Source organism: Cryobacterium sp. 10S3 (genome assembly GCF_034344045.1).
GTDB lineage: Bacteria > Actinomycetota > Actinomycetes > Actinomycetales > Microbacteriaceae > Cryobacterium > Cryobacterium glucosi.
The window spans coordinates 2,148,867-2,170,925 of the sequence record NZ_CP133773.1 but is presented as its reverse complement, the minus strand read 5'-3'; the positions used below and the strand labels follow the sequence as shown (position 1 = coordinate 2,170,925).

General features: G+C 68.6%; 18 protein-coding genes. 8 read left to right on the top strand and 10 right to left on the bottom strand.

Annotated elements, in window-relative coordinates:
* Window positions 1-42: 42 nt before the first annotated feature.
* From RHM57_RS10100 to RHM57_RS10070, 7 genes are all read right to left on the bottom strand, one after another.
* A complete protein-coding gene (locus RHM57_RS10100) occupies window positions 43-480 on the bottom strand; it encodes a flavodoxin family protein (protein ID WP_134447340.1) in 438 nt (145 codons plus the stop codon).
* Window positions 481-598: 118 nt separating this feature from the next.
* Window positions 599-1,192 (bottom strand): energy-coupling factor transporter transmembrane component T family protein, encoded by a 594-nt coding sequence (locus RHM57_RS10095; RefSeq protein ID WP_134447342.1) that lies wholly within the window; start codon window positions 1,190-1,192, stop codon window positions 599-601.
* Complete coding sequence (locus RHM57_RS10090) at window positions 1,189-1,869, bottom strand: ABC transporter ATP-binding protein (RefSeq protein WP_322187905.1); 681 nt, start codon at window positions 1,867-1,869, stop codon at window positions 1,189-1,191. The genes RHM57_RS10095 and RHM57_RS10090 overlap by 4 nt, the downstream gene beginning before the upstream one ends.
* Before the next feature lie 6 nt (window positions 1,870-1,875).
* Window positions 1,876-2,520, bottom strand: coding sequence for a biotin transporter BioY (locus tag RHM57_RS10085; RefSeq protein ID WP_322187903.1), 645 nt, complete (start codon window positions 2,518-2,520; stop codon window positions 1,876-1,878).
* 67 nt (window positions 2,521-2,587) lie between these two features.
* Window positions 2,588-4,429, bottom strand: a complete 1,842-nt coding sequence (locus RHM57_RS10080; RefSeq protein WP_322187901.1) for a glycoside hydrolase family 15 protein — start codon at window positions 4,427-4,429, stop codon at window positions 2,588-2,590.
* A 73-nt stretch (window positions 4,430-4,502) separates the two neighbouring features.
* Entirely contained in the window at window positions 4,503-4,934 is a 432-nt protein-coding gene (locus tag RHM57_RS10075; RefSeq protein ID WP_322187899.1) for a hypothetical protein, read from the bottom strand.
* A gap of 113 nt (window positions 4,935-5,047) precedes the next feature.
* Window positions 5,048-5,236 carry a hypothetical protein gene (locus RHM57_RS10070; protein WP_134447351.1) on the bottom strand — a complete coding sequence of 63 codons (189 nt, stop codon included), beginning with the start codon at window positions 5,234-5,236 and terminating at the stop codon, window positions 5,048-5,050.
* A gap of 136 nt (window positions 5,237-5,372) precedes the next feature.
* Between RHM57_RS10070 and RHM57_RS10065 the strand changes: the two genes are divergently transcribed.
* The 3 genes from RHM57_RS10065 to RHM57_RS10055 are packed head-to-tail and all read left to right on the top strand — an operon-like array spanning window position 5,373 to window position 11,034.
* Window positions 5,373-6,011 carry a TetR/AcrR family transcriptional regulator gene (locus RHM57_RS10065; RefSeq protein WP_134447353.1) on the top strand — a complete coding sequence of 213 codons (639 nt, stop codon included), beginning with the start codon at window positions 5,373-5,375 and terminating at the stop codon, window positions 6,009-6,011.
* 5 nt (window positions 6,012-6,016) lie between these two features.
* Window positions 6,017-9,040: an MMPL family transporter gene (locus RHM57_RS10060; RefSeq protein WP_134559406.1), complete on the top strand. Its 3,024-nt coding sequence runs from the start codon at window positions 6,017-6,019 to the stop codon at window positions 9,038-9,040.
* Window positions 9,037-11,034, top strand: coding sequence for a YhgE/Pip family protein (locus tag RHM57_RS10055; protein ID WP_322187897.1), 1,998 nt, complete (start codon window positions 9,037-9,039; stop codon window positions 11,032-11,034). The genes RHM57_RS10060 and RHM57_RS10055 overlap by 4 nt, the downstream gene beginning before the upstream one ends.
* An 89-nt stretch (window positions 11,035-11,123) precedes the next feature.
* Here RHM57_RS10055 and RHM57_RS10050 read toward each other — a convergent pair whose 3' ends face one another.
* Window positions 11,124-11,981: a sugar phosphate isomerase/epimerase gene (locus RHM57_RS10050; RefSeq protein WP_322187895.1), complete on the bottom strand. Its 858-nt coding sequence runs from the start codon at window positions 11,979-11,981 to the stop codon at window positions 11,124-11,126.
* Between the two features lie 178 nt (window positions 11,982-12,159).
* Between RHM57_RS10050 and RHM57_RS10045 the strand changes: the two genes are divergently transcribed.
* The 5 genes from RHM57_RS10045 to ilvC all read left to right on the top strand — a co-directional run bounded on the left by RHM57_RS10045 (window position 12,160) and on the right by ilvC (window position 19,605).
* A complete protein-coding gene (locus RHM57_RS10045) occupies window positions 12,160-14,376 on the top strand; it encodes a bifunctional alpha,alpha-trehalose-phosphate synthase (UDP-forming)/trehalose-phosphatase (protein ID WP_241975378.1) in 2,217 nt (738 codons plus the stop codon).
* Between the two features lie 43 nt (window positions 14,377-14,419).
* Window positions 14,420-16,114 carry a dihydroxy-acid dehydratase gene (gene ilvD, locus RHM57_RS10040; protein ID WP_134559398.1) on the top strand — a complete coding sequence of 565 codons (1,695 nt, stop codon included), beginning with the start codon at window positions 14,420-14,422 and terminating at the stop codon, window positions 16,112-16,114.
* A gap of 38 nt (window positions 16,115-16,152) precedes the next feature.
* A complete protein-coding gene (locus RHM57_RS10035; RefSeq protein WP_134447363.1) occupies window positions 16,153-17,997 on the top strand; it encodes an acetolactate synthase large subunit in 1,845 nt (614 codons plus the stop codon).
* 4 nt (window positions 17,998-18,001) lie between these two features.
* Window positions 18,002-18,511, top strand: coding sequence for an acetolactate synthase small subunit (gene ilvN, locus RHM57_RS10030; RefSeq protein WP_134447365.1), 510 nt, complete (start codon window positions 18,002-18,004; stop codon window positions 18,509-18,511).
* A 65-nt stretch (window positions 18,512-18,576) separates the two neighbouring features.
* On the top strand, window positions 18,577-19,605 hold the full coding sequence (ilvC, locus tag RHM57_RS10025) for a ketol-acid reductoisomerase (RefSeq protein WP_134447367.1): 1,029 nt from the start codon (window positions 18,577-18,579) through the stop codon (window positions 19,603-19,605).
* Window positions 19,606-19,701: 96 nt separating this feature from the next.
* Here ilvC and RHM57_RS10020 read toward each other — a convergent pair whose 3' ends face one another.
* Both RHM57_RS10020 and RHM57_RS10015 read right to left on the bottom strand, forming a co-directional pair.
* Window positions 19,702-21,072, bottom strand: coding sequence for an APC family permease (locus tag RHM57_RS10020; protein ID WP_134559394.1), 1,371 nt, complete (start codon window positions 21,070-21,072; stop codon window positions 19,702-19,704).
* A gap of 9 nt (window positions 21,073-21,081) precedes the next feature.
* Window positions 21,082-22,050 carry a carbon-nitrogen hydrolase family protein gene (locus RHM57_RS10015; RefSeq protein WP_322187892.1) on the bottom strand — a complete coding sequence of 323 codons (969 nt, stop codon included), beginning with the start codon at window positions 22,048-22,050 and terminating at the stop codon, window positions 21,082-21,084.
* Window positions 22,051-22,059: the final 9 nt, after the last annotated feature.

Here is a 22,059-nt window from a genome sequence, read left to right as displayed (position 1 = left end):
GGGTCCTGACGGAGGCTGATCAGGGGCCGATCAGGAAACGGATCAGGAGGCGAGGGCGGCGACGATCGAGTCGCCCCACTGTCGTGCCCGGTCGAGCTCCCCGTCGGCGAGCGGTCCGGTCTTGCCGTCGACGATGAACCCCGTCGGCCGGGTCAGGATGTGGGCCCCTGCGGACTTGAGCCTGCGGGTCACCCTTCCTGCGGCATCCCCGTGCAGGGGCGAGTGGACCCGGGTGTCGAAGGCGGCAGCCTGGATGCCGCGCAGGGTGCCGGGGTTCAACTGGTCGAGGAAGGCCTGCATCCGCGGTGACGGACGCCAGCCGTTGATCGGGCAGCCGACGACGAGGAGATCCACTCCGGTCAGGCTGTCCGGGCTGATGGTCGAAACGGACACCGCACTGCCGCCGATCGCATCCGCGATGGCCCCTGCAACGGATTCGGTGGTGCCGTAGTTGGAATCGAAGACAACGAGCGCGCTCACGAGCGGCCTCCAGTCGGAAACGACGGTTCAGATGCTCTCAGTGTGGTCCCGGAGGGTGGGCCTGTCGAGGCTCGTTCGTGCCGGAGAAGCACCCAGAACGGGTGTCAGACGGGTGCGATCAGTCGTCGAGGCCGCGCGCGACGAGGGCCTCACCGATCGCATCCGCTGCGTACAGGGAGCGCACGACGACCGGCACCGCGAGCGCGAGCAGGGAACCCTGGGTGCCGCGGGCCCTGCGTGCCTCGAGTACCTCGGTGACGATCTCGGCGACGAGGGGGATGCAGCGCAGAGTGATCGCAACGAGCAGTCCGACCCTGTCGGCATCGACCCAGCGATCGAAGGGGCGGAGCAGCCGCTGGAACCCCTCGAGGACCGCCGTGACGGTGGTCGTGAGCGTGAAGAGCGCTGCGAGGGCGACGGCCGCGAGCAGCCGCCCGGCCATGAGCGCCGCCGGCACCCAGCCAGACAGGAGCGCCTGGATCGGCACGGCGATCAGGAGGATCCACAGGATCGGACCGATCTGCTGCCAGGCTGCGCGCGGAGGCACGCCGGCCACGGGATACAGGCCGGCGATGATGCCGAGAGCGACCAGGAGCTGCCACGGCTCGCCGAGAATGCCGACCCAGAGCACCCCGGCCGACAGGACGGCGAGCTTGAGCAGGGTCGGCGCCCGGTGGAGGAGTGAATGCCCGGGGGAGTAGAGGCCGATCATGCCAGCAATGCCCGGTACGCATCGATGGCCATGGCCGGTGCGCCGTCCGCGACGACCGTGCCGTCCTCGATGCAGATCACCCTGTCGAAGTCTTCGAGCAGGTCGAGCTGATGGGTGACCACGATCACCTGCTGGGTCATGGCCCGGAAGAGGTCGGTGATGCGCCGGGAATTACGGGCGTCCAGGAGCGTTGTCGGCTCGTCGGCCACGACGACCTGCGGCTCGCCGACGAGGACGGCGGCGAGGGCGAGCAACTGCTTCTGGCCGCCGGAGAGCCGATGCGCCGGATGGGCAGCGTGGGCGCTGAGCCCGAAGCGGTCGAGTGCCGCCTGGGTGCGGCCGGCGATCTCGGCGGCGCCCAGTCCGCGTTTGCGGAGGCTGAACGCGACGTCTTCCTCGACGGTGGGCATCACGATCTGGTTGTCGGGATTGGTGAAGATGAAGCCGACCCTGCGCCGTACTTCGCGCGCGTTCTTCGCGACGAGGAGCCCGTCGACCGTGACAGTCCCGGCATCCGGTGTGATGAGCCCGTTGATCAGGCGGACGAGGGTGGATTTGCCCGAGCCGTTCGCGCCGACGATCCCGATGCGGCGTTCGGTGAGGGTGAGGCTCAGGTCGCGGAGCACGCTGCGGTCGCCGAAGGAGTGCGACACTCCGTCGAAGACGATCGTGCTCACGGTGGCCTACTCGTCCGAGGCCCGGGCCGGGGTCGGGGTCGCGGTCGAGGTCGGGGTCGAGGTTGCGGACGACGCGGTGACTGCGCGGCGGCGGGGGATGAGCCCCGGGTATGCGCGGTGCACCTGCCGGGCGACGAGCACCGTGACCACGGCCTTGATCGCGTCTCCAGGCAGGAATTTCGAGGCGTCGACCAGGGCGCCCCAGATCGGGAGGTGCAGGGTGAACGCCGTGACGGGAACGCCGATGGCGTAGATCATGACGATGCCGCCGAGCACGGTCGCGCCGAGGGCTGGCCAGAACGGGTATTTCGGGAGCAGCCGGCCGGTGAGATACCCGATCACGAGTACGCCGAGGAGCCAGCCGTAGAGATAGCCAGCGGACGGCGAGGTCGTGAACCAGGCGAGGCCGCCACGGCCGCCGGCGAGCAGCGGCAGCCCTGCCGCCGTGAGGGCGAGGAAGAGCAGTACGGCGAAGAAGCCCTTGCGGGCCCCGAGGACCGCGCCGGCGAGCATCACGCCGAGGGTCTGCAGGGTGATCGGCACCGCGATCACGCTGAGGGAGAGAGGTCCGGGGACGCCGAGCGCCGCGATCAGCGCGGCGAAGATGGCGATCTGCGCGAGGTCGCGCACGGTCAGGGTTCTGGCGGTCATGGTTTTCAATGTACGAGCAGCGCGGGGGCGGTTTCCAGAGGAGACCTACAAAGAATCCGGCGGATCTCTATCCGCCGGCGCAGGGGACGGCCACAGTGGCGGCGTCGTTGCCCGTCCCGGCGAGCCGGGCTGCCCGATCCTCCATCGCCGTGATCGCATCGGCGGCACGCACGAGGGCGAGGTGGCTGAGCGCCTGCGGTGTATTGCCGGCCTGGCGGCCCGCGCCGACGTCGTACTCCTCGCTCAACAGGCCCACGTCGTTGGCGAATCCGACGAGCCGGTCCATCAGGGCCCGGGCGTCTTCACCCCGTCCGGAGTTCGCGTACTGCTCCACGAGCCAGAAGGAACAGGCGAGAAACGGATGCTCGCCACCGGCCAGTCCGTCGACAGGAACCTCCGTGCGGTAGCGCAGCACCAGGCCGTCCCGCAACAGGTCGGCCTCGATCGCGGCGACCGTGCCGAGCATCCGGGCATCCGTCGGATCATGGAAGCCCACCTGGGGAAGCACGAGCAGGGAGGCGTCGACCTCCGTGCCGCCGAAGTACTGGGTGTATGTGCCGAGTTCGGCGTTGAAGCCCCGCTGCTCGATGTCGCTGCGGATCTCGTCCCTGAGGGCGGTCCAGCGTTCGACGGGGCCGTCGAGGCCGAATTCGGTACAGCCCCGCACCATCCGGTCGAAGGCCGCCCAGACCATCACGCGGGAGTGGGTGAATTCGCGGGCCGGACCGCGCACCTCCCAGATACCCTGGTCCGGCCGGGACCAGGTTCGTTCGAGGGACCCGATCAGGGCGCGCTGCAGCGGCCAGGAGAATTCGCCCTCGGTGAGGCCGCTGTGGCGCGCGGCGTGCAGTGCCACCATGACCTCGCCGATGACGTCGGCCTGGAACTGGTCGACGGCGCCGTTGCCGACCCGCACGGGGCTGGACCCGCGGTACCCGGGCAGGCTCGGGAGCTCGCGTTCCGGCAGGTAGCGTTCGCCGGCGAGGCCGTACATGATCTGCACGTCGTCCGGGTCGCCGGCGATCGCGCGCAACAGCCAGCCGCGCCAGTTCTGGGCCTCCTCGGCGTACCCGTGCGCGAGCAGCACGCTGAGGGCGAGCGCCGCGTCACGGAGCCAGACGTAGCGGTAGTCCCAGTTGCGGTGGCCGCCGCGGAATTCGGGCAGCGAGGTCGTCGCCGCCGCGACGATGCCGCCGGTTTCCTCGTGGGTGAGCGCCCGCAGCACGAGCATGGAGCGCACGACTTCGTCCCGGTATGGACCGTCGTGGGTGCACGAGCGCGCCCAGTCTGTCCACCAGGCGGTCGTCGCAGCCAGGGCGGCGTCGACGTCGATCCGGGCGGGCGGCGGCCGGTGCGAGGGATGCCAGGCGAGCTGCAGGTCGACGACCTCTCCCGCCGCGACCGTGAATGTGGCCGTGTGCCGGTGATCGGCGGCGGTCAGTTCCGGGCCGCGCACGGCGATGGCGTCTGGCCCCGCGACGGCGAGCAGCACGGTCTCGCCGTCCTGGTGGACCTGGCGCACCCAGGGAATGCTCACTGCATAGCCGAAACGGATGCGCAGTTCCTCGGTCATCTCAACGGCACCGGCCAGGCCGCGCACCCGGCGGAGCACGTCCGGCCGGCCGTCACCGTGCGGCATGAAGTCGAGGACCTCGACACGTCCGGTCGGGGTCGTCCAGACCTGGGCCAGGATGAAGGTGCCGTCGACATAGTTGCGCGTGCTCGTTGCAGCGGGGTCTGCCGGGGCGAGCAGCCAGCGCCCGTGGTCCTCGGTGCCGAGGAGCGCGCCGAACATGGACGCGGAGTCGAAGCGCGGCAGGCAGAGCCAGTCGATGCTTCCGTCACTGCCGACGAGGGCCGCTGAATGGCAATCGCCGATCAGGGCGTAATCCTCGATGTTCAGGGGCATGCAGACATCCTGTCACCGCGCGGGCGTCCTCCGGCCGTGAGCGGATGCCCTGGCCAGGACCCGGAGGAAATCCTCAGGCGACGAGGCGGGCGCGTTCTGCGGGTTCGACAGCGGTGTACCCCGGGAGCGGCACGGCCAAGACGAAACGTTCCGCCTGCGGGGCAGTCGGCTTGCGGGCCGCGGCATCCGGTTCGGCCCAGACGGTGATGGGGGCGGGGGTGAACGACAGTGCCGCCGGTTCACCGACGGACTCGCCGCGCAGTTCCGAGGTGGCGCTGCGGAGCGCGGATGTCAGGGAGGCGGCCACCTGGCGGGCCTTGAGGCCGTGGAAGATCACGTCGGTGTCCGCGGGGCTGCGCGGAACGAGGGTCCAGAGACCCTGCTCGCCGATCAGCCGCGACAGCTCGCCGTGGAAGAGGTCGAACACCTCGTCGTCGCTGAGCTCGGGGGTGGGCAGCACCGGTACCGGAATAGCAGGCGCGGCACGACGTCGTCGACCAAACATCGGGAGCCCCTTTCGATCGAAAGCTCTTTCTGCTATCAGTGTGGCGGTCCCGGGCATGATTGAACCGCGGACACGCCGGTCAATCGCGAGTCCGGGAGGGAGACCGGGGCTTTCTAGCTGTCGATTTGCCGTTCATCGGCATCTTTGACGATGGTGCCAATGGCGACGGCTGCGCTCAGCGCCCAGCCGATCCACATGAGCAGCAATCGCCAGTCGCGCGGTCCGCGCCGGGTGGCCTGCAGGATGTTCCAACCGCCGGCGACGACGCCGAGCATCGCGCTGCTGAAGATGAATTTTCGCATGGGTCCTCCGAGGACCACGGTACCCGGATCGGGACCGGGTCGTGTGCCGCCCGGTCCCGATCCGGCATGTTTCCGTCGGGTGAACAAACTGACCGACCGTGCAGGAACTGACCGATCGGTCAGGTAAGGTAGTCCAGTGCAGATCGAACCGGAAGACCTCGTCCCCGCAGCGGCCGCGACCGCGACCGCGACCGTCCGCCCCGGCGCGGGAGCCGAACTGCGGGTCATGGCGCTCCAGCAGTTCGCTGCCGTCGGGTTCGCCGGTACCTCCCTGCAGCAGATCGCAGCATCCGCCGGGTACTCGAAATCGAGTGTGCTCTACCATTTCGCCTCGAAGGACGCCCTCCTCGGCGAGGTGCTGACCCCGGCCATCGAACGCCTCGAGGCCATCCTCGGCGGGTTCACGTCGACCTCGGAGAACGCGGCCTCGCGGCACCGGTTCATCGAGGACTTCGTCGACTTCCTGCTCCAGTACCGGCTCGAAGTGCATGTCCTGATCAATCAGGCCCAGTCCCTCAAGGGCATCGCCGTGATCGATCGGGCCAGGGCCCTGATCGTGCGCCTCGGCGACGCCCTCTGCCAGGAGCACGCCACGACCATCGACCGGATGCGCTTCGGTGTCGCGCTCGGCGGCGCCGCGTACTCCCTCGTCGCCGGCCTGACGTTCTTCGACGAGGACATCACGCCGACCGACGATCTCCGGCCCGCCCTCATCACCCTCCTCTCCGAGCTCCTCGCCCCCGTCGCCGTCCGCACCACCCAGCCCAGGAAGTAATCACAATGGCAACCCTTCTGTATCGGATCGGCCACTTCGCCTACAAGCGCGCGTGGCTCGTCATCGGCGTCTGGGCACTCCTCCTCGTCGGGATCCTCGGCGGCGGCATCGCGCTCGGCGGCAAGACCGCCGAGTCCTTCGCGATCCCAGGCACCGAATCGCAGGACGCGATCGACCAGCTCGCCGCCGTCTTCCCCCAGGCGGCCGGAGCCTCGGTGCAGGTCGTCTACAGGACGCCGGACGGGGCATCCGTCAACACGGAGCCGTACAAGACGGCCATCACCGACATGGCGACCGAACTCGAGGCCGTTCCCGGCGTCGTGTCCGTGATCACCCCGTATTCCGACTACGCCTCGAGCGCCATCTCGACGGACGAGGCCACCGCGCGCAGCGTCGTTCAACTCGACGGTCCATCCGCGGATGTGACGGACGCTACCCTCAACGCCGTCACGGCGACGGCCGCGATCGCGGAGAAGGCCGGTCTCGAGGTCGCCTTCGGCGGCCAGGTCTTCTCGTCCAACACCTTCGGCATCACCATCACCGAGGTCTTCGGCCTCCTCTTCGCCGGGGTCGTGCTGCTGATCACCTTCGGGTCGCTCGCCTCGGCTGGGATGCCCCTGCTGATGGCGCTCATCGGCGTCGGCGTTGCGATCGGCGGTATCACCGCGATCTCCGCGTTCGTGCCCGTCTCGAGCACCGCACCGATGCTCGCAATGATGCTCGGGCTCGCCGTCGGCATCGACTACTCACTGTTCATCCTGTCCAGGCACCGGACCCAGCTCGCCAGGGGCGTCGAGCCGCACGAATCGGCATCGACGAGCGTGGCCACCGCCGGGAGCGCGGTCGTCTTCGCCGGGCTCACCGTCATCATCGCCCTGCTCGGACTGCTCGTCGTCGGAATCCCGTTCCTGAGCGTGATGGGTGTGGGAGCCGCGGTCGCCGTCTTCATCGCCATCCTCGTCGCGATCACCCTCCTGCCCGCGATTCTCGGCCTCGCCAAGGGCCGCCTCACCCCGAAACCCGGCGGGCGCGCCCACAACCGGGCGACCATGCCGGACACGGGCAGGCCCACGATGGGCCGCCGCTGGGTGGGCCTCGTGATGAAGGCGCCGATCGTCGCCGTCATCCTCGTCGTCGGAATCCTCGGCACCCTCGCGATCCCCGCGCTCAGCCTCGACCTCAACCTGCCGGACGGAGCGTCCGAGCCGGTCGACTCGACCCAGCACAAGGCGTTCACCATGATCGAGGAGGGCTTCGGTCCCGGCTACAACGGCCCGCTCATCGTGGTCGTCGACATCACCCAGACCACGAACATCTTCCCTGACCTCGAGACGATCAGCGCCAAGCTGCGTACCCTGCCCGACGTCGCCTTCGTCGGCAAGGGCACCCCGAACGCCACCGTCGACACCGCGATCATCCAGGTGATGCCGAACAGCGCGCCGAACGACCCCAAGACCAAGGATCTCGTCCAGGCCATCCGCGACCTCGCGCCGGGGATCGACTCCGAACTCGGGACTCCCGTCACGGTGACGGGAGCGACGGCCGTGTCGATCGACATCTCGAACCGGCTCAGCAACGCCCTCATCCCGTTCGCGCTCATCGTCGTCGGGCTCTCGATCATCCTGCTGACGATGGTGTTCCGTTCCGTCTTCGTTCCGGTGAAGGCCGCGGTCGGGTTCCTGCTCTCCGTCTTCGCCTCGATCGGTGCGACCGTCGCGATCTTCCAGTGGGGATGGTTCGCCGACCTGCTCGGGGTGAGCACGCCCGGTCCGATCCTGAGCTTCCTGCCGATCCTGCTGATGGCCGTGCTCTTCGGACTGGCCATGGACTACGAGGTCTTCCTCGTCTCCGGCATGCGTGAGGAGTACGTCAAGAACAACGACCCGCGCCAGGCCGTCGTCTACGGATTCGCACACGCCGCCCGCGTCGTCACCGCTGCGGCACTCATCATGTTCTTCGTCTTCTTCGCCTTCGTACCCGACGGCACCGGGGCGATCAAGGGCATCGCATTCGCCCTGGCCGTCGGCGTGTTCCTCGACGCCTTCCTGGTGCGGATGACCCTCGTGCCCGCAGCGATGGCCCTCGCAGGCCGGGCGGCGTGGTGGCTGCCGCGCTGGCTCGACCGCCTGCTCCCCAACGTCGACATCGAGGGCGAGGGACTTCGCCACCACATGCTCGACAGCCACTGGGCGAAGGCCCAGGACGGCGCCATCACGGCGGACCAGGCCGTCTTCGGCCTGCCGGGCAGCACGATCGGCCCGCTCACCGTCTCCGTGCCGACCGGATCGGTGCTGGTCCTCACCGGGACCACCGCCCATCGCCGGGTCGTCGCCGCGACGCTCGCCGGCCGTCTCGACCCGGTCTCCGGCCGGCTCCAGGTGCTCAGCTACCCGCTGCCCTCCGAACGCGGCCGCGCCTTGCGCGTCGTCGCGCTCGCCGACGTCGGCGACAGCCGCGACAACGGCCTGACCATCGGCGAACTGCTCGCCGAGCGGCTCGACCTCACCCAGCCACGGTTCCGCTCCCGCAGCCGGCGCGGTCAGCTCGACGGCTGGATCGGACGGATCAACCGTGCCATCGCCCACGACCGTGCCCCGGTCGCACCCCTCACCGCGGACACCCCGGTGTCCTCCCTCTCCGCTGTGTCCCGTGCCGCGGTCCTCGTCGCGGCGGCGCTCGCCGAGCGTCCTGGCGTCGTCGTCATCGACCTGGGCGAAGGACTCCCCGCCGATCCCGCAGGACTCAGCATCGGTGTCGTGGTCGCGACGCTCGCCCCCGCAGACACCACGCTCATCATCGCGGCGGCGTCGCAGCATCCGCTCGCCGCAGCCGGCCGGGCCGTGCTCGTCGTCGACCTCGAAACGCTCGAGCCCGTCGAAACGGCGGGTCCCACCGCCCGCGGAGCTCTCGGCGGATACCCACCGCTCGACCCGGAGCCGCGTCATGCGACCCGGCCAACCGACACCCTCGACCCCCGCGACGCCGTCTTCGGCGCCGACGCCCTGGATGGAAAGGCCGCACTGCGATGAGCACCACGCTCGAACGACTCTTCAGCCGCACGCCGGGACAGCGCCGCTGGACCTTCGGCGCCGTACTCGCCGGACTGATCGTGGTACCCCTTGCGGTCGCAGGCGTCTTCGCCGGCGCGCTCGCGACCGCCGACCAGCGGCTCGACACCCTGCCGGCGATCGTCGTCAACAACGACACCTTCGTGACGACGACGGCCGCGGACGGCACGAAGCAGACCGTGCTCGCCGGGCGCCTGCTCGTGACCGAGCTCACCGCGCCGGCCTCGTCGCGGACGGCGTCGACCGGGTTCGCCTGGACGATCTCCAATTCCGCGGACGCTGCGGCGGCACTCGCCTCCGGCAAGGCATACGCGGTGCTCACCATCCCCGCAGACTTCTCCAAGTCGATCACCTCGATCGGCACCGCAGCGCCGACCCAGGCCGAGCTCGCCATCCGCACCGATGACGCGCATTCCTATCTCGCCGGAACCGTCGCAGGGACGGTCGGCTCCGCGATGACGGGCGTCTTCGGCCGGCAGATCACGACCCAGTACCTGAGCGGCCTGTATTCCGGCCTGTCAACGCTCGGCGGCTCGCTGACGACGGCAGCGGATGGCGCCGGCCAGGTCTCGACGGGCGTCACCGGAGTGGCCACCGGCCTCGATTCCCTCTCCGGGGGCGCGGCCTCCGCTGCAACCGGGGCGGCGTCCGCCTCGACAGGAGCGTCGAGCTTCGCGACCGGGGTTACCGCGTACACGAACGGGGTGGATGCGCTCAGTGCGGGCCTCGGCAAACTCAACACCGGCACGGCAGGTCTCAGCGCCCTCAGCAGTGGCGTCGCCCAGTACACCGGGGGAGTCACGCAGGCGGCAACCGGGTTCACCAAGGTCTCGGCGGGCTTCACGACGCTGGCCGGCCAGTTCGCCGGGGTCGCCGCGGCGATCAAGGCTGACCCCGCAAACGCCGACGCCTACATCGCCCAGTACCAGGCCGGACTCGACACGTACCAGGCCGGACTGACCCAGTTCCAGGGCGGACTCGACACCCTCTCGACGCAGGGCGCCGGACTCAGCCAGCAGACGACATCCGCCCTCACCGGGGTGCAGGGCGGCGTGGCGCAGAGCGCGACAGGGGCCGCGAAGCTCGCAGCAGGTTCGGCATCGCTGCGGACGGGCGCGACCGGCCTCGCCTCCGGCGTCTCGAGCCTCTCGAGCGGCGTCTCCCAACTCGCGACGGGGACCGCGGCCGCGGCCACCGGGGTGCACCAGCTCGAGACGGGCGCGAGCCAGCTCGCGACCGGGCTCGCGTCCGGAGCCGAGAGCGCGAAGAAGCTGAACCAGGACGACCCTGCGCAGTCGGCTTCGGTCGTTTCCGAGCCCGTCGCCATCACCACGAGCCGCGACAACCCGATCGCGACGATCGGCCCGCTCCTCGGGATGGTCTTCGTGCCGGTGGGGCTCTGGATCGGCGCGCTCGCGATCTTCCTCGTGATGCGCCCGGTGACAAGCACCGCTCTCGCTTCGACCGCCTCAACAGGGCGCCTTGTCTCGCGTGGCTTCGGCCGGGCGTTCGGCCTTGCCGCAGCCCAGGCGGTCGTCGTCGTCGCGCTGCTGCACGCCTCGCTCGGCGTGACCTGGACCCTGCTCCCGGCGACACTCGGCTTCGCGCTCTTCCTCGCGTTCGTCTTCGTCGCGGTGCACCAGTTCCTCACCGTGGCGTTCGGACGGGTCGGCATCGTGGTGTCCCTCGTGCTCCTCGCCCTGCAGCTCACTGCGGTCGGCGGACTGTACCCGATCGAGCTCGTCTCGGCGCCGTTCCAGGCGATCAGCCCGTTCCTGCCGCTCACCTGGGCCGTGAGCGGCATGCAGGGGATCGTCTCCGGAGGGGGAGCAGGTGCGCTCAATGCCGTGGGCATCCTGCTGCTCTTCGCGGTGGTCAGCATCGGCCTGACGTTCTGGGCCGTTGCCGCCAAGCGCGGCCCGCGCTCCTTCGCCCTGGCCCTCGCCCGCGGCTGACGCACGAGCTCCTTCCGCGAGAGCGGGTGAAACGTCGGTTTGAGCGGACCAGACCGACGATTCACCCGCTTTCGCGCGTGGGGACGGGGCTAGTGCTGCTGTCCGGGGCGCAGGGACTCGTGGGCGCGGGGCGACCGCGGGGCGCGGCGCACCCGGCGCTGGGCGGTGTGCAAGCGCGCGAACGCGAGGGTCTCCACGAGCAGCACGAGGCGTTCCTGCTCGGTGCGCGCCTTGCGGGTGTTGACCTCCGCGACGATCCGGCCGTCCCAGCCGGTGCGCGCGAGCAGGTTGAGCACCTCGGCGACCGGCTCGCTGCCACGGCCGGGCAGCAGGTGCTCGTCGAAGACTTTGCCCTCGTCGAGGGAGCCGGAGCCGTCGCAGAGATGCACATGCCGGAGACGGTCGCCGAGCTCCGTCGCCATCGCGAGACTGTCGAGCCCGCTCAGGGCGCAGTGCGAGAAGTCGAGCGTGACGGCGTCGCAGTCCATCCGGGTGGTGTCCCAGCCGGGGGAGTACGCCTTCATGCCCCGGCCGCCGAACTTCCACGGGAACATGTTCTCGACCGCGATCTCGATGCCGCTGTCCGCGCTGATCTCGCGCACGGAGTCGAGGAACGTGACGGCGAAGTCGGCCTGCCAGCGAAACGGCGGATGCACCACGACGTTTCGCGCCCCGACCTCGGCCGCGAGCGCCGCCGAGCGTTCGAGCTTCACGAGTGGGTCCCGACCCCAGACGAAATGCGTGAGCAGGAGCACGGGAGCGTGGATCGAGAAGATCGGCAGCTTGTATTTCCGCGACAGGGCCAGGAGCGCAGCGGCATCCTGGGTGACGTCGTCGCGGGAGACCATGATTTCGATGCCGTCGTAGCCCGCGAGTTTCGCGAGCCGGAAGGCGTGCTCCGTCGAGAGCGGATAGGCGCACGTCGTGCTCATGCCGATGCGAATCATTGGCGCCAGAGTAAACCCGACTGCTGAACAACGGGTGTCGCGCGCCCGAATAGTCAGGGGGCTCCGCCGGGGCTGCTGGTATCCTTGGAAGTTCACCGAGGTGCGTGCGCCGTGCAGGTACCGGAACGGACCAGCCATTTCGATTGAAGCCGTTAACACGCCCGCCGCCGAGCCGAAGGTGACATACGCCCTCGTCGCTGTCTCGAACCGGCTGCCCGTGGACTTCGTCGTCGCCGAGGACGGCACCGAAAGCTGGAAGACCTCACCCGGCGGACTCGTCACCGCCCTCGAGCCGCTGATGCGCTCCTCCGACGGCGCGTGGGTCGGCTGGCCCGGCGTCGCCGACCGCGAGTTCGCCCCCTTCGAAAACGACGGCATCAACATCGTTCCCGTCTCGCTGACCGACGCCGACCTCGAGGACTACTACGAGGGCTTCTCCAACGACACCCTCTGGCCGCTCTACCACGACGTGATCTCCCCGCCGAGCTTCCACCGCGAATGGTGGGAGGCGTACGTGCGCGTCAACCGCCGGTTCGCCGAAGCGGCCGCCGCGGCCGCGGCAGCCGGTGCAACCGTCTGGGTGCACGACTACCAGCTGCAACTCGTGCCGCGGATGCTGAGGGACATGCGCCCCGACCTCGTGATCGGCTTTTTCAACCACATACCGTTCCCGCCGTACGGCATCTATGCGCAGCTCCCGTGGCGTAAGCAGATCCTCGACGGCCTGCTCGGCGCCGACCTGATCGGCTTCCAGCGGCTGGCGGATGCCGGCAACTTCTCCCGCGCGGTCCGTCGCCTCTTCGGATACACCACCCGCGGTGTCGCGATCGACGTTCCAGGCGCCGGGGGACACCACCGCCGGGTGATCGCCAAGCACTTCCCGATCTCGATCGACGCCGTCGCATACGCCGACCTCGCGAAACGTCCGGAGATCCAGGCCCGCGCGCGCCGCATCCGCGAGGACCTCGGCAACCCGAAGACGATCATTCTCGGCGTCGACAGGCTCGACTACACCAAGGGCATCGGCCACCGGCTGAAGGCCTTCGGCGAGCTCCTCGAGGACGGGTCGATTTCCGTCGAGGACGTCACCCTCGTGCAGGTCGCGAGCCCGTCCCGGGAACGGGTCGGAGCGTACATGGCCCTCCGCGACGAGATCGAACTCGCCGTCGGCCGGATCAACGGCGACTACTCGACGATCAGCCACACCGCGATCAGCTACCACCACCACGGCTACCCGCGCGAGGAAATGGTCGCCCTGTACCTCGCCGCAGACGTCATGCTCGTCACCGCCCTCCGCGACGGGATGAACCTCGTCGCGAAGGAATACGTCGCCGTCCGCGACGACAAGGACGGCGTGCTCGTCCTGAGCGAATTCGCCGGGGCGGCCGACGAACTCAAGCAGGCCGTGCTGATCAACCCGCACGACATCGACGGCATGAAGGCAGCCATCCTGCGTGCGATCGCGATGCCGCGCCCCGAACGGCAGCGGCGGATGCGCGCCCTGCGCCGCAAGGTGTTCGACAACGACGTCGCCGCCTGGTCGTCGTCCTTCCTCCGCACACTCCGGGAGGGTGCCGCCGTGCAGCCCGGCGTTCCCGATGATCTCGCTCACGCCCTCCGCGACTTCAGTTCCGCGGGCTCGCTGCTCATCGCGCTGGACTTCGACGGCACCGTCGCCCCGATCGTCGACAACCCCCAGGACTCGCGTGCCGTCGCCGGCACCCGGGAGGCCGTCGAACGCCTGATCGGACTCGACGGCGTGCGTGTCGCCCTCGTCTCCGGCCGGTCGCTCGCGAGCCTGCGCCAGGTCGCCGAACCGCAGGTCGAGGTGCTTCTGACCGGTTCACACGGCATCGAGGTCCAGCTGGACACCCCGGGCGAAGAGCTCGGACTCGACCAGGACGAACTCGACCAGCTCGACACGCTCGCCCGCGTGCTCGAACGGGTCTCGGCATCCGTGACGGGTGCGTGGATCGAACGGAAGCCCGCCGGCCTGGCCTTGCACACCCGCAAGTCGACCGCGCAGGCCGGCCAGGCCGTGCAACGCGACGCCCGCGTGCAGCTCGGCGCCGTGCTGCCAGACCTCACCGTGCGCGAGGGAAAGAATGTGCTCGAATTCTCCGTGCGCTCGAGCTCGAAGGGTGACGCGCTCGAACGGCTCCGTGCATACACGGGCGCCGACCGGGTGTTCTACGCCGGAGACGACGTGACGGACGAAGACGCCTTCACCGCACTGCACCCCGGCGACCTCGGACTGAAGATCGGCGCAGGCACCTCCCTCGCGGGCTACCGGGTGCGCGGACCGGAGGAAGTGCCGATCGTGCTGCAGCTGATCGCCGACCTCCGGGAGGCCGCCCCAGCTCCCGGAACCCCCGGAACTCCCAGCGAACGGTAACCCTGCGGCAAAGTTCCCGAAACACAGGTTCTAGAATCACTACATGCCTGAGATCGATCTGAAACCGCGTAGTCGCGACGTCACCGACGGAATCGAAGCCACGACCTCCCGCGGAATGCTCCGTGCCGTCGGGATGGGCGACGCGGACTGGGACAAACCCCAGATCGGCATCGCGAGTTCCTGGAACGAGATCACACCGTGCAACCTGTCCCTCGACCGCCTCGCGCAGGCGGCCAAGGAGGGCGTGCACTCCGGTGGCGGCTATCCGCTGCAGTTCGGCACCATCTCCGTCTCCGACGGCATCTCGATGGGCCATGAGGGCATGCACTTCTCCCTCGTCTCCCGAGAGGTCATCGCGGACTCCGTCGAGGTCGTCATGCAGGCCGAGCGCCTCGACGGCTCCGTGCTGCTCGCCGGCTGCGACAAGTCCCTGCCCGGCATGCTGATGGCCGCTGCCCGGCTCGATCTCGCGAGTGTCTTCCTCTACGCCGGCTCGATCGCGCCCGGCTGGGTCAAGCTCTCGGACGGCACCGAAAAAGACATCACCATCATCGACTCGTTCGAGGCCGTCGGCGCCGTCAAGGCCGGGCGGATGTCCGTGGCCGACGCCAAGCGGATCGAGTGCGCCTTCGCCCCCGGCGAGGGTGCCTGCGGCGGCATGTACACCGCGAACACCATGGCGAGCGTCGCAGAAGCCCTCGGCATGAGCCTTCCGGGATCCGCGTCCCCCGCCTCGGCCGACCGCCGCCGCGACTACTACGCGCACCGCTCCGGCGAGGCCGTCGTCAACCTCCTGCGCCTCGGCATCACGGCCAGGGACATCCTCACCCGCAAGGCCTTCGAGAATGCGATCGCCGTCGCCATGGCCTTCGGCGGCTCCACGAACGTGGTGCTGCACCTGCTCGCCATCGCCCGCGAGGCCGAGGTCGAACTGAGCCTCGACGACTTCAACGTGATCGGCGACAAGGTTCCGCACATCGGCGATCTGAAGCCGTTCGGCAAGTACGTCATGAACGACGTCGACCGCCACGGCGGGGTGCCCGCCGTGATGCGCGCCCTGCTCGAGGCCGGCCTCATCCACGGGGACGCCCTCACCGTCACCGGGAAGACCGTCGCAGAGAACCTCGCGGAGATCGACCCGCCCGACCTCGACGGCGAGGTGCTCCGCACGCTCGACAACCCGATCCACAAGAGCGGCGGCATCACCATCCTCAAGGGCTCGATGGCGCCGGAGGGCGCTGTCGTCAAGACCGCCGGCTTCGACAGTGACGTGTTCACCGGACCCGCCCGCGTCTTCGAGCGCGAGCGCGCGGCGATGGACGCCCTCACCGAGGGCACCATCGAAAAGGGCGACGTCGTCGTCATCCGCTACGAAGGCCCCAAGGGAGGCCCCGGCATGCGCGAGATGCTCTCGATCACCGCGGCCATCAAGGGCGCCGGGCTCGGTGCCGATGTACTACTGTTAACGGACGGCAGATTCTCAGGCGGCACAACCGGACTGTGTATCGGCCACATAGCACCCGAAGCGGTGGACGCAGGTCCGATCGCCTTCGTGCGCGATGGTGATCTCATACGGGTCGATATCGCAGCTCGCACGCTCGACCTACTGGTCGACCCTGAAGAGCTCGACGCCCGACGAGTCGGCTGGGCGCCTCTCCCTCCGCGCTACACCCGCGGCGTGCTCGCCAAGTACACGAAGCTCGTGCAATCGGCGGCCGTTGGCGCCGTCACGGGGTAGCGCTCACCATTCGTACTCGACCTTAGGGACCTGAATCAATGACCGCGGAACAGAACCCCGTGCCATCACCCACGCCCTCGCCGACCTCGGCCGCCACGTCGTCCGCCGCGGCGACGGCCGCGGCAGCATCCGGTGAGCCCGAACTCCTCACCGGTTCCGGTGCGATCATCCGCACCCTCGAACTGCTCGGCGTGACGGATGTCTTCGGCCTGCCCGGCGGCGCCGTCATCCCGCTCTACGACGAGCTGATGACCCAGGACGCCATCCGGCACATCCTGGTGCGCCACGAGCAGGGCGCCGGCCACGCTGCGGAGGGCTACGCCTCGGCGAGCAACCGCGTCGGCGTCGCCATCGCGACCTCAGGCCCCGGCGCCACGAACCTCGTCACGGCGATCGCGGACGCATACATGGACTCGGTGCCGATCCTGTGCATCACCGGCCAGGTCTTCTCGACGCTGATGGGCACGGATGCCTTCCAGGAGGCCGACATCGTCGGCATCACGATGCCGATCACGAAACACTCGTTCCTCGTCAAGCGCCCGGAAGACGTTCCCGGTGCGATCGCATCCGCCTACCTGATCGCCTCGACCGGCCGGCCAGGCCCTGTGCTCGTCGACATCACCAAGGACGCCCAGCAGAAGACGGCGCCGTTCATCTGGCCGCCGAAGATCGACCTGCCCGGCTATCGTCCGATCACCAAGGCCCACGGCAAGCAGGTGCAGGCGGCAGCCCAGTTGCTCGCCGATGCGAAGAAGCCCGTGCTGTACGTCGGCGGCGGCGTCATCCGCGCCCGCGCATCCGCCGAGCTCCTCGCCTTCGCCGAACTCACCGGCACGCCCGTCGTCACGACGCTGATGGCCCGTGGCGCCTTCCCGGACTCGCACGACCAGCACCTCGGCATGCCGGGCATGCACGGCACCGTTCCCGCCGTGCTGTCCCTGCAGGAGGCCGACCTGATCATCGCGCTCGGCGCCCGCTTCGACGACCGGGTCACCGGGAAGGTCAGCGAGTTCGCGCCGCACGCCACGATCGTGCACGTCGACGTCGACCCCGCGGAAATCTCCAAGATCCGCACCGCAGACGTGCCCATCGTCGGAGACGCCAAGGACGTGCTCGCCGACCTGACCGTCGCCTTCTCCGCGGTGCTCAAGACCACCACCCCGGACTTCACCGAGTGGTGGAGCTACCTGAACGGTCTCCGCGAGGAGTTCCCGCTCGGCTACTCCGAGCCGACGGACGGCCTGCTCGCCCCGCAGTACGTGATCAAGCGCATCGGTGAACTGACCGGGCCGGAGGGCGTCTACGCCGCCGGCGTCGGCCAGCACCAGATGTGGGCGGCCCAGTACATCAAGTACGAGCGCCCCAACTCCTGGCTCAACTCGGGCGGTGCCGGCACGATGGGCTACTCCGTTCCCGCGGCGATGGGCGCCAAGGTCGCAGAACCCGACCGGGTGGTCTGGTCGATCGACGGTGACGGATGCTTCCAGATGACCAACCAGGAACTCGCGACCTGCACGATCAACAACATCCCCATCAAGGTCGCGATCATCAACAACTCCTCGCTCGGCATGGTGCGCCAGTGGCAGACCCTGTTCTACGACGGTCGGCACTCCTTCACCGACCTGAACACCGGGCACGGCTCGGCGATGGTGCCCGACTTCGTGAAGCTCGCCGAGGCGTATGGTGCGCTCGGCATCCGCGTCACGAGCGCGGACCAGGTCGACGACGCGATCAAGCTCGCCCTCGCGACGAACGACCGCCCGGTCGTGATCGACTTCGTCGTGAGCCGCGATGCGATGGTCTGGCCGATGGTGCCCCAGGGCGTCAGCAACAGTTACGTGCAGTACGCGAAAGACCACGCACCGACCTGGGGAGAGGAGTAAGCCCATGAGTTCCCATGTCCTGAGCCTCCTCGTCGAGGACAAGCCCGGCCTGCTGACCCGCGTCGCCGGCCTCTTCGCCCGGCGCGGCTTCAACATCGAAAGCCTCGCGGTCGGCCACACCGAGATCCCCGGCCTGTCGCGGATCACCATCCTCGTCGACGTCGAGGACCTCCCGCTCGAGCAGGTCACGAAGCAGCTCAACAAGCTGATCAACGTGATCAAGATCGTCGAGCTCGACCCCGCGCAGTCCGTGCAGCGCGAGCACCTGCTGGTCAAGGTGCGTGCGGACAACACGACGAGGTCCCAGGTGCTCGAAGCCGTCACGCTGTTCCGTGCGCGGGTCGTCGACGTCGCCCCTGACTCCGTCGTGATCGAGGTGACCGGGGATTCCGGCAAGACCCAGGCGCTGCTGCGCGTGCTCGAGCCCTACGGGATCAAGGAAATCGCACAGTCCGGACTGCTCGCCATCGGCCGCGGGTCCAAATCGATCACCGAACGCGTGTTCAAGAGCTAGCGTCCGCCCCTCACCCCCTTTCTTCACCGACCTTTCTTCACCAAACAACTAGGAGATAACCACTCGTGTCTGAGATTTACTACGACAAAGACGCTGACCTGTCGATCATCCAGGGCAAGAAGGTAGCCGTCATCGGTTACGGCTCGCAGGGACACGCGCATGCCCAGAACCTCCGCGACTCGGGTGTCGAGGTCGTCATCGGCCTGAAGGATGGCTCGAAGTCGAAGGCCAAGGCCGAAGAGGTCGGCTTCACCGTCCTCAGCACCGCCGAGGCAGCCAAGTGGGCCGACGTCATCGTCATCCTCGCGCCCGACCAGGTGCAGCGTCACCTCTACGCCGCTGACGTGCTTCCGAACCTCGCGGCCGGAAAGGCGCTCGTCTTCGGACACGGGTTCAACATCCGCTTCGGCTACATCACCGCACCGGAGGGCGTCGACGTCGTCATGGTCGCCCCCAAGGGACCCGGCCACACCGTGCGTCGCGAATTCGAGGCCGGCCGTGGCGTACCCGTCATCGTCGCCGTCGAGAAGGATGCGACCGGCAATGCCTGGCCGCTGACTCTCAGCTACGCGAAGGCGATCGGCGGGCTCCGTGCCGCCGGCATCAAGACCACCTTCACCGAAGAGACCGAGACCGACCTGTTCGGCGAGCAGGCCGTGCTCTGCGGCGGCGTCTCGCAGCTCATCCAGTACGGCTTCGAGACCCTGACCGAGGCCGGTTACCAGCCGCAGGTCGCCTACTTCGAGGTGCTGCACGAGCTCAAGCTCATCGTCGACCTGATGTGGGAGGGCGGCATCGCCAAGCAGCGCTGGAGCGTCTCCGACACCGCGGAATACGGCGACTACGTCTCCGGCCCGCGCGTGATCGACCCGCACGTCAAGGAGAACATGAAGGCCGTTCTCGCCGACATCCAGAGCGGCGCGTTCGCCGAGCGTTTCATCGCCGACCAGGACGCCGGAGCACCCGAGTTCCTCGCTCTCCGCAAGAAGGGCGAAGAGCACCCGATCGAGGCCACCGGCCGCGAGCTGCGCAAGCTCTTCGCGTGGAACGCCTCGAACGACGACGACTACGTCGACGGCGAAGCCGCCCGCTAACCACCGCATCGCGCACGACGCACCGCGCACCGCACCATGAACGGCGGGGCCCCTCTACCCGAGGAGCCCCGCCGTTCGTCGTAAAGCCCCGCAGGGTCAGTGTTCGGTGAGGACGGCCTCTTCAGCCTCCTCGAAGGCCAGGTCGGGCGGCGAAATCCGGAAGCCCCTGGTCAGGATGGCGAGCACGACGACGCCCACGCCGAGCCAGGTGAGGCCGAGCGTGATCGCGTTCACGTCGAGCTTGGTGAGCAGCCATGCATCGATGACGGCTCCGATCGCGGGCACGACCACGTACAGCCACACGTTGTGGTGCCGGCCGGCCCTGCGCTCGCGGATGAAGAAGGCGATCACGGCGAGGTTCACGAACGTGAACGCGGTGAAGGCGCCGAAGTTGATGAACGATGTCGAGGTTGCCACGTCGAGGAACAGGGCGATGAGGCCGACGGCTCCTGTGATGATGATGCTGATCACGGGCGTGCGGTAGCGCTCGCTGATGGTGCCGAAGATTCGGCGGGGGAGGACGCCATCGCGGCCCATCGCGTAGAGAAGACGGGCTCCTCCGGCCTGGGCGGCGAGCCCGGAGGCGAACTGGCCGAGCACGAGCCCGGCGATGAAGATCGCGCCGAACACGTTGCCGCCTATGGTGAGAGCGATGTCGAAGGCGGCGGACGACACGTTCTCGAAGACGCCGCCCGGCTGGACGAGTGTCGTCGTGTACGCCACGACGATGAAGATCGCTCCGCCGATCAGGGCGATGAGCATGATCGCGCGCGGCATGGTCTTCCGCGGGTTGATCGTCTCCTCTGTCAGCGTCGTGACGGCGTCGAAACCGAGGAAGGAGTATGCGGCGATCGCGGCCCCTGCGGAGATGCCGGTGAGGCTCGCCGTGTCGTTGAAGAACGGCGTGGAGCTGAAGAGGGCAAGCGGGCCGGAGTTCGTGAGGACGGAGCCGATCGAGAGGGCCACGAAGAGCACGATCACGAGCACCTGAAAGGCCATCAGGATGTAGTTCGCCTTCTGTGCCACCCGGATCCCGATGATGTTGAGCGCGGTCGTCGCGAGGATGAACCCGAGGATCCAGATCCACCCGGGCACGTCGGGGAATTGAGCGCCGAGGTACGCGCCACCGATCAGCCAGATCACCATCGGCAGGAAGAGATAGTCGAGAAGGACGGCCCAGCCGACGAGGAAACCGACGCGGGAGTCGATCGCGCGGCGCACGTAGCTGTATGCCGACCCCGCGACCGGGTACGCGGCGGCCATCCGCCCATAGCTCGATGCGGTGAAGAGCATCGCGACGAGGGCCACGAGGTAGGCGGCGGGCGTGGCGCCGCCGGTGACCTCGGCGACGATGCCGAAGATCCCGAGCACGATGATCGGCGTCATATAGGCGAGGCCGAAGATTACGACAGAGGAGAGCGTGAGAGAACGAGTGAGGGTGGGACTGGGGTGCGTTGGCGTAACCATGGGTCGTCCTTACTGGGTTGGGGTGGCGGGGCGAACTGCGGGGGCTACTACTGAGATCAGCGGGGCTGGAGAGGTCGGGGACCAGGACTGGGGCTGCCAGCTGGAAGGAGAGATCCGGCCGCCGTACAGGGGGAGCTCGATCGGGGCATCCGTGTCGGCGAATTGCGCCCACGGTCGGTTGGTACCCGCGGTTCCCTGCACTCGCACCCGGGTCACGTGGTCGAGGTCGATGGTGGTCAGAAGCACGTCGGAGTTGGTGTCAGCGCTCTCGTCGAGGACGTGGCCCTCCGGGTCGACGACGATGCTCCGACCCCGGCCGACGGGACCTGCGCAATTGACGCTCACGGTGAAGACCTGGTTCACGATCGAGTTGGCGCGGGCGAGCACGAGCTCCTGGGCGCGGTCGTCCGTCGTCGTCTTCACGAGGTTCAGTACCACCTCTGCACCGAGCCACGCGAGATGCCTGGTCACCTCGGGGAACCAGGCGTCATAACAGATGGAGAGGCCGAGCCGCCCGACACCGGGCACATCGAAGACGACGAACCGGTCGCCGGGATCGTACGGTTCGAACGGCCGCCAGGGAAACATCTTGCGGTATGAGGCGACGCGTTCCCCCGTCGGGGCGTACACCACGGCCGTGTTGAAGAGTTCCCCGTTCTGGCCGAGTTCGCACACGCTCCCCGGAACGAGCCAGATGCCTGCCTCCCTGGCGAGCGCTCCGAGGGAATCGCCGAGCGGGCCGTCGAGGGGCTGGGCGGATGCCCTGAGGCTCGCGTTCCGTGCGTCGGCCGACTCAGGTTCTGACGTGACGTCGCCGCGGTCCGCGGGGGAGCCGAAGAGATGCAACTCGGGAAACACCACCACGTCGGCATCGGGGGCTCCGGCAAGCACGGACCGCAGCTCGGCGGCGAACGGCTCGATCGCGGTTCCGATCAGCTGGGGAGCCGCCTGCACGGCGGCCACTTTCAGGGTTCTCATCCTTCGTCC

Bases quoted from the DNA above. Each gene is read 5' to 3' on its own strand.
- RHM57_RS10035 (WP_134447363.1), top strand. From the start codon at position 16,153: ATGACCGCGGAACAGAACCCCGTGCCATCACCCACGCCCTCGCCGACC.
- RHM57_RS10070 (WP_134447351.1), bottom strand. From the start codon at position 5,236: ATGCGAAAATTCATCTTCAGCAGCGCGATGCTCGGCGTCGTCGCCGGC.
- RHM57_RS10050 (WP_322187895.1), bottom strand. From the start codon at position 11,981: ATGATTCGCATCGGCATGAGCACGACGTGCGCCTATCCGCTCTCGACG.
- ilvD (WP_134559398.1), top strand. From the start codon at position 14,420: ATGCCTGAGATCGATCTGAAACCGCGTAGTCGCGACGTCACCGACGGA.
- RHM57_RS10080 (WP_322187901.1), bottom strand. From the start codon at position 4,429: ATGCCCCTGAACATCGAGGATTACGCCCTGATCGGCGATTGCCATTCA.
- RHM57_RS10015 (WP_322187892.1), bottom strand. From the start codon at position 22,050: ATGAGAACCCTGAAAGTGGCCGCCGTGCAGGCGGCTCCCCAGCTGATC.
- ilvN (WP_134447365.1), top strand. From the start codon at position 18,002: ATGAGTTCCCATGTCCTGAGCCTCCTCGTCGAGGACAAGCCCGGCCTG.
- RHM57_RS10095 (WP_134447342.1), bottom strand. From the start codon at position 1,192: ATGATCGGCCTCTACTCCCCCGGGCATTCACTCCTCCACCGGGCGCCG.
- RHM57_RS10075 (WP_322187899.1), bottom strand. From the start codon at position 4,934: ATGTTTGGTCGACGACGTCGTGCCGCGCCTGCTATTCCGGTACCGGTG.
- RHM57_RS10055 (WP_322187897.1), top strand. From the start codon at position 9,037: ATGAGCACCACGCTCGAACGACTCTTCAGCCGCACGCCGGGACAGCGC.
- RHM57_RS10085 (WP_322187903.1), bottom strand. From the start codon at position 2,520: ATGACCGCCAGAACCCTGACCGTGCGCGACCTCGCGCAGATCGCCATC.
- RHM57_RS10060 (WP_134559406.1), top strand. From the start codon at position 6,017: ATGGCAACCCTTCTGTATCGGATCGGCCACTTCGCCTACAAGCGCGCG.
- RHM57_RS10020 (WP_134559394.1), bottom strand. From the start codon at position 21,072: ATGGTTACGCCAACGCACCCCAGTCCCACCCTCACTCGTTCTCTCACG.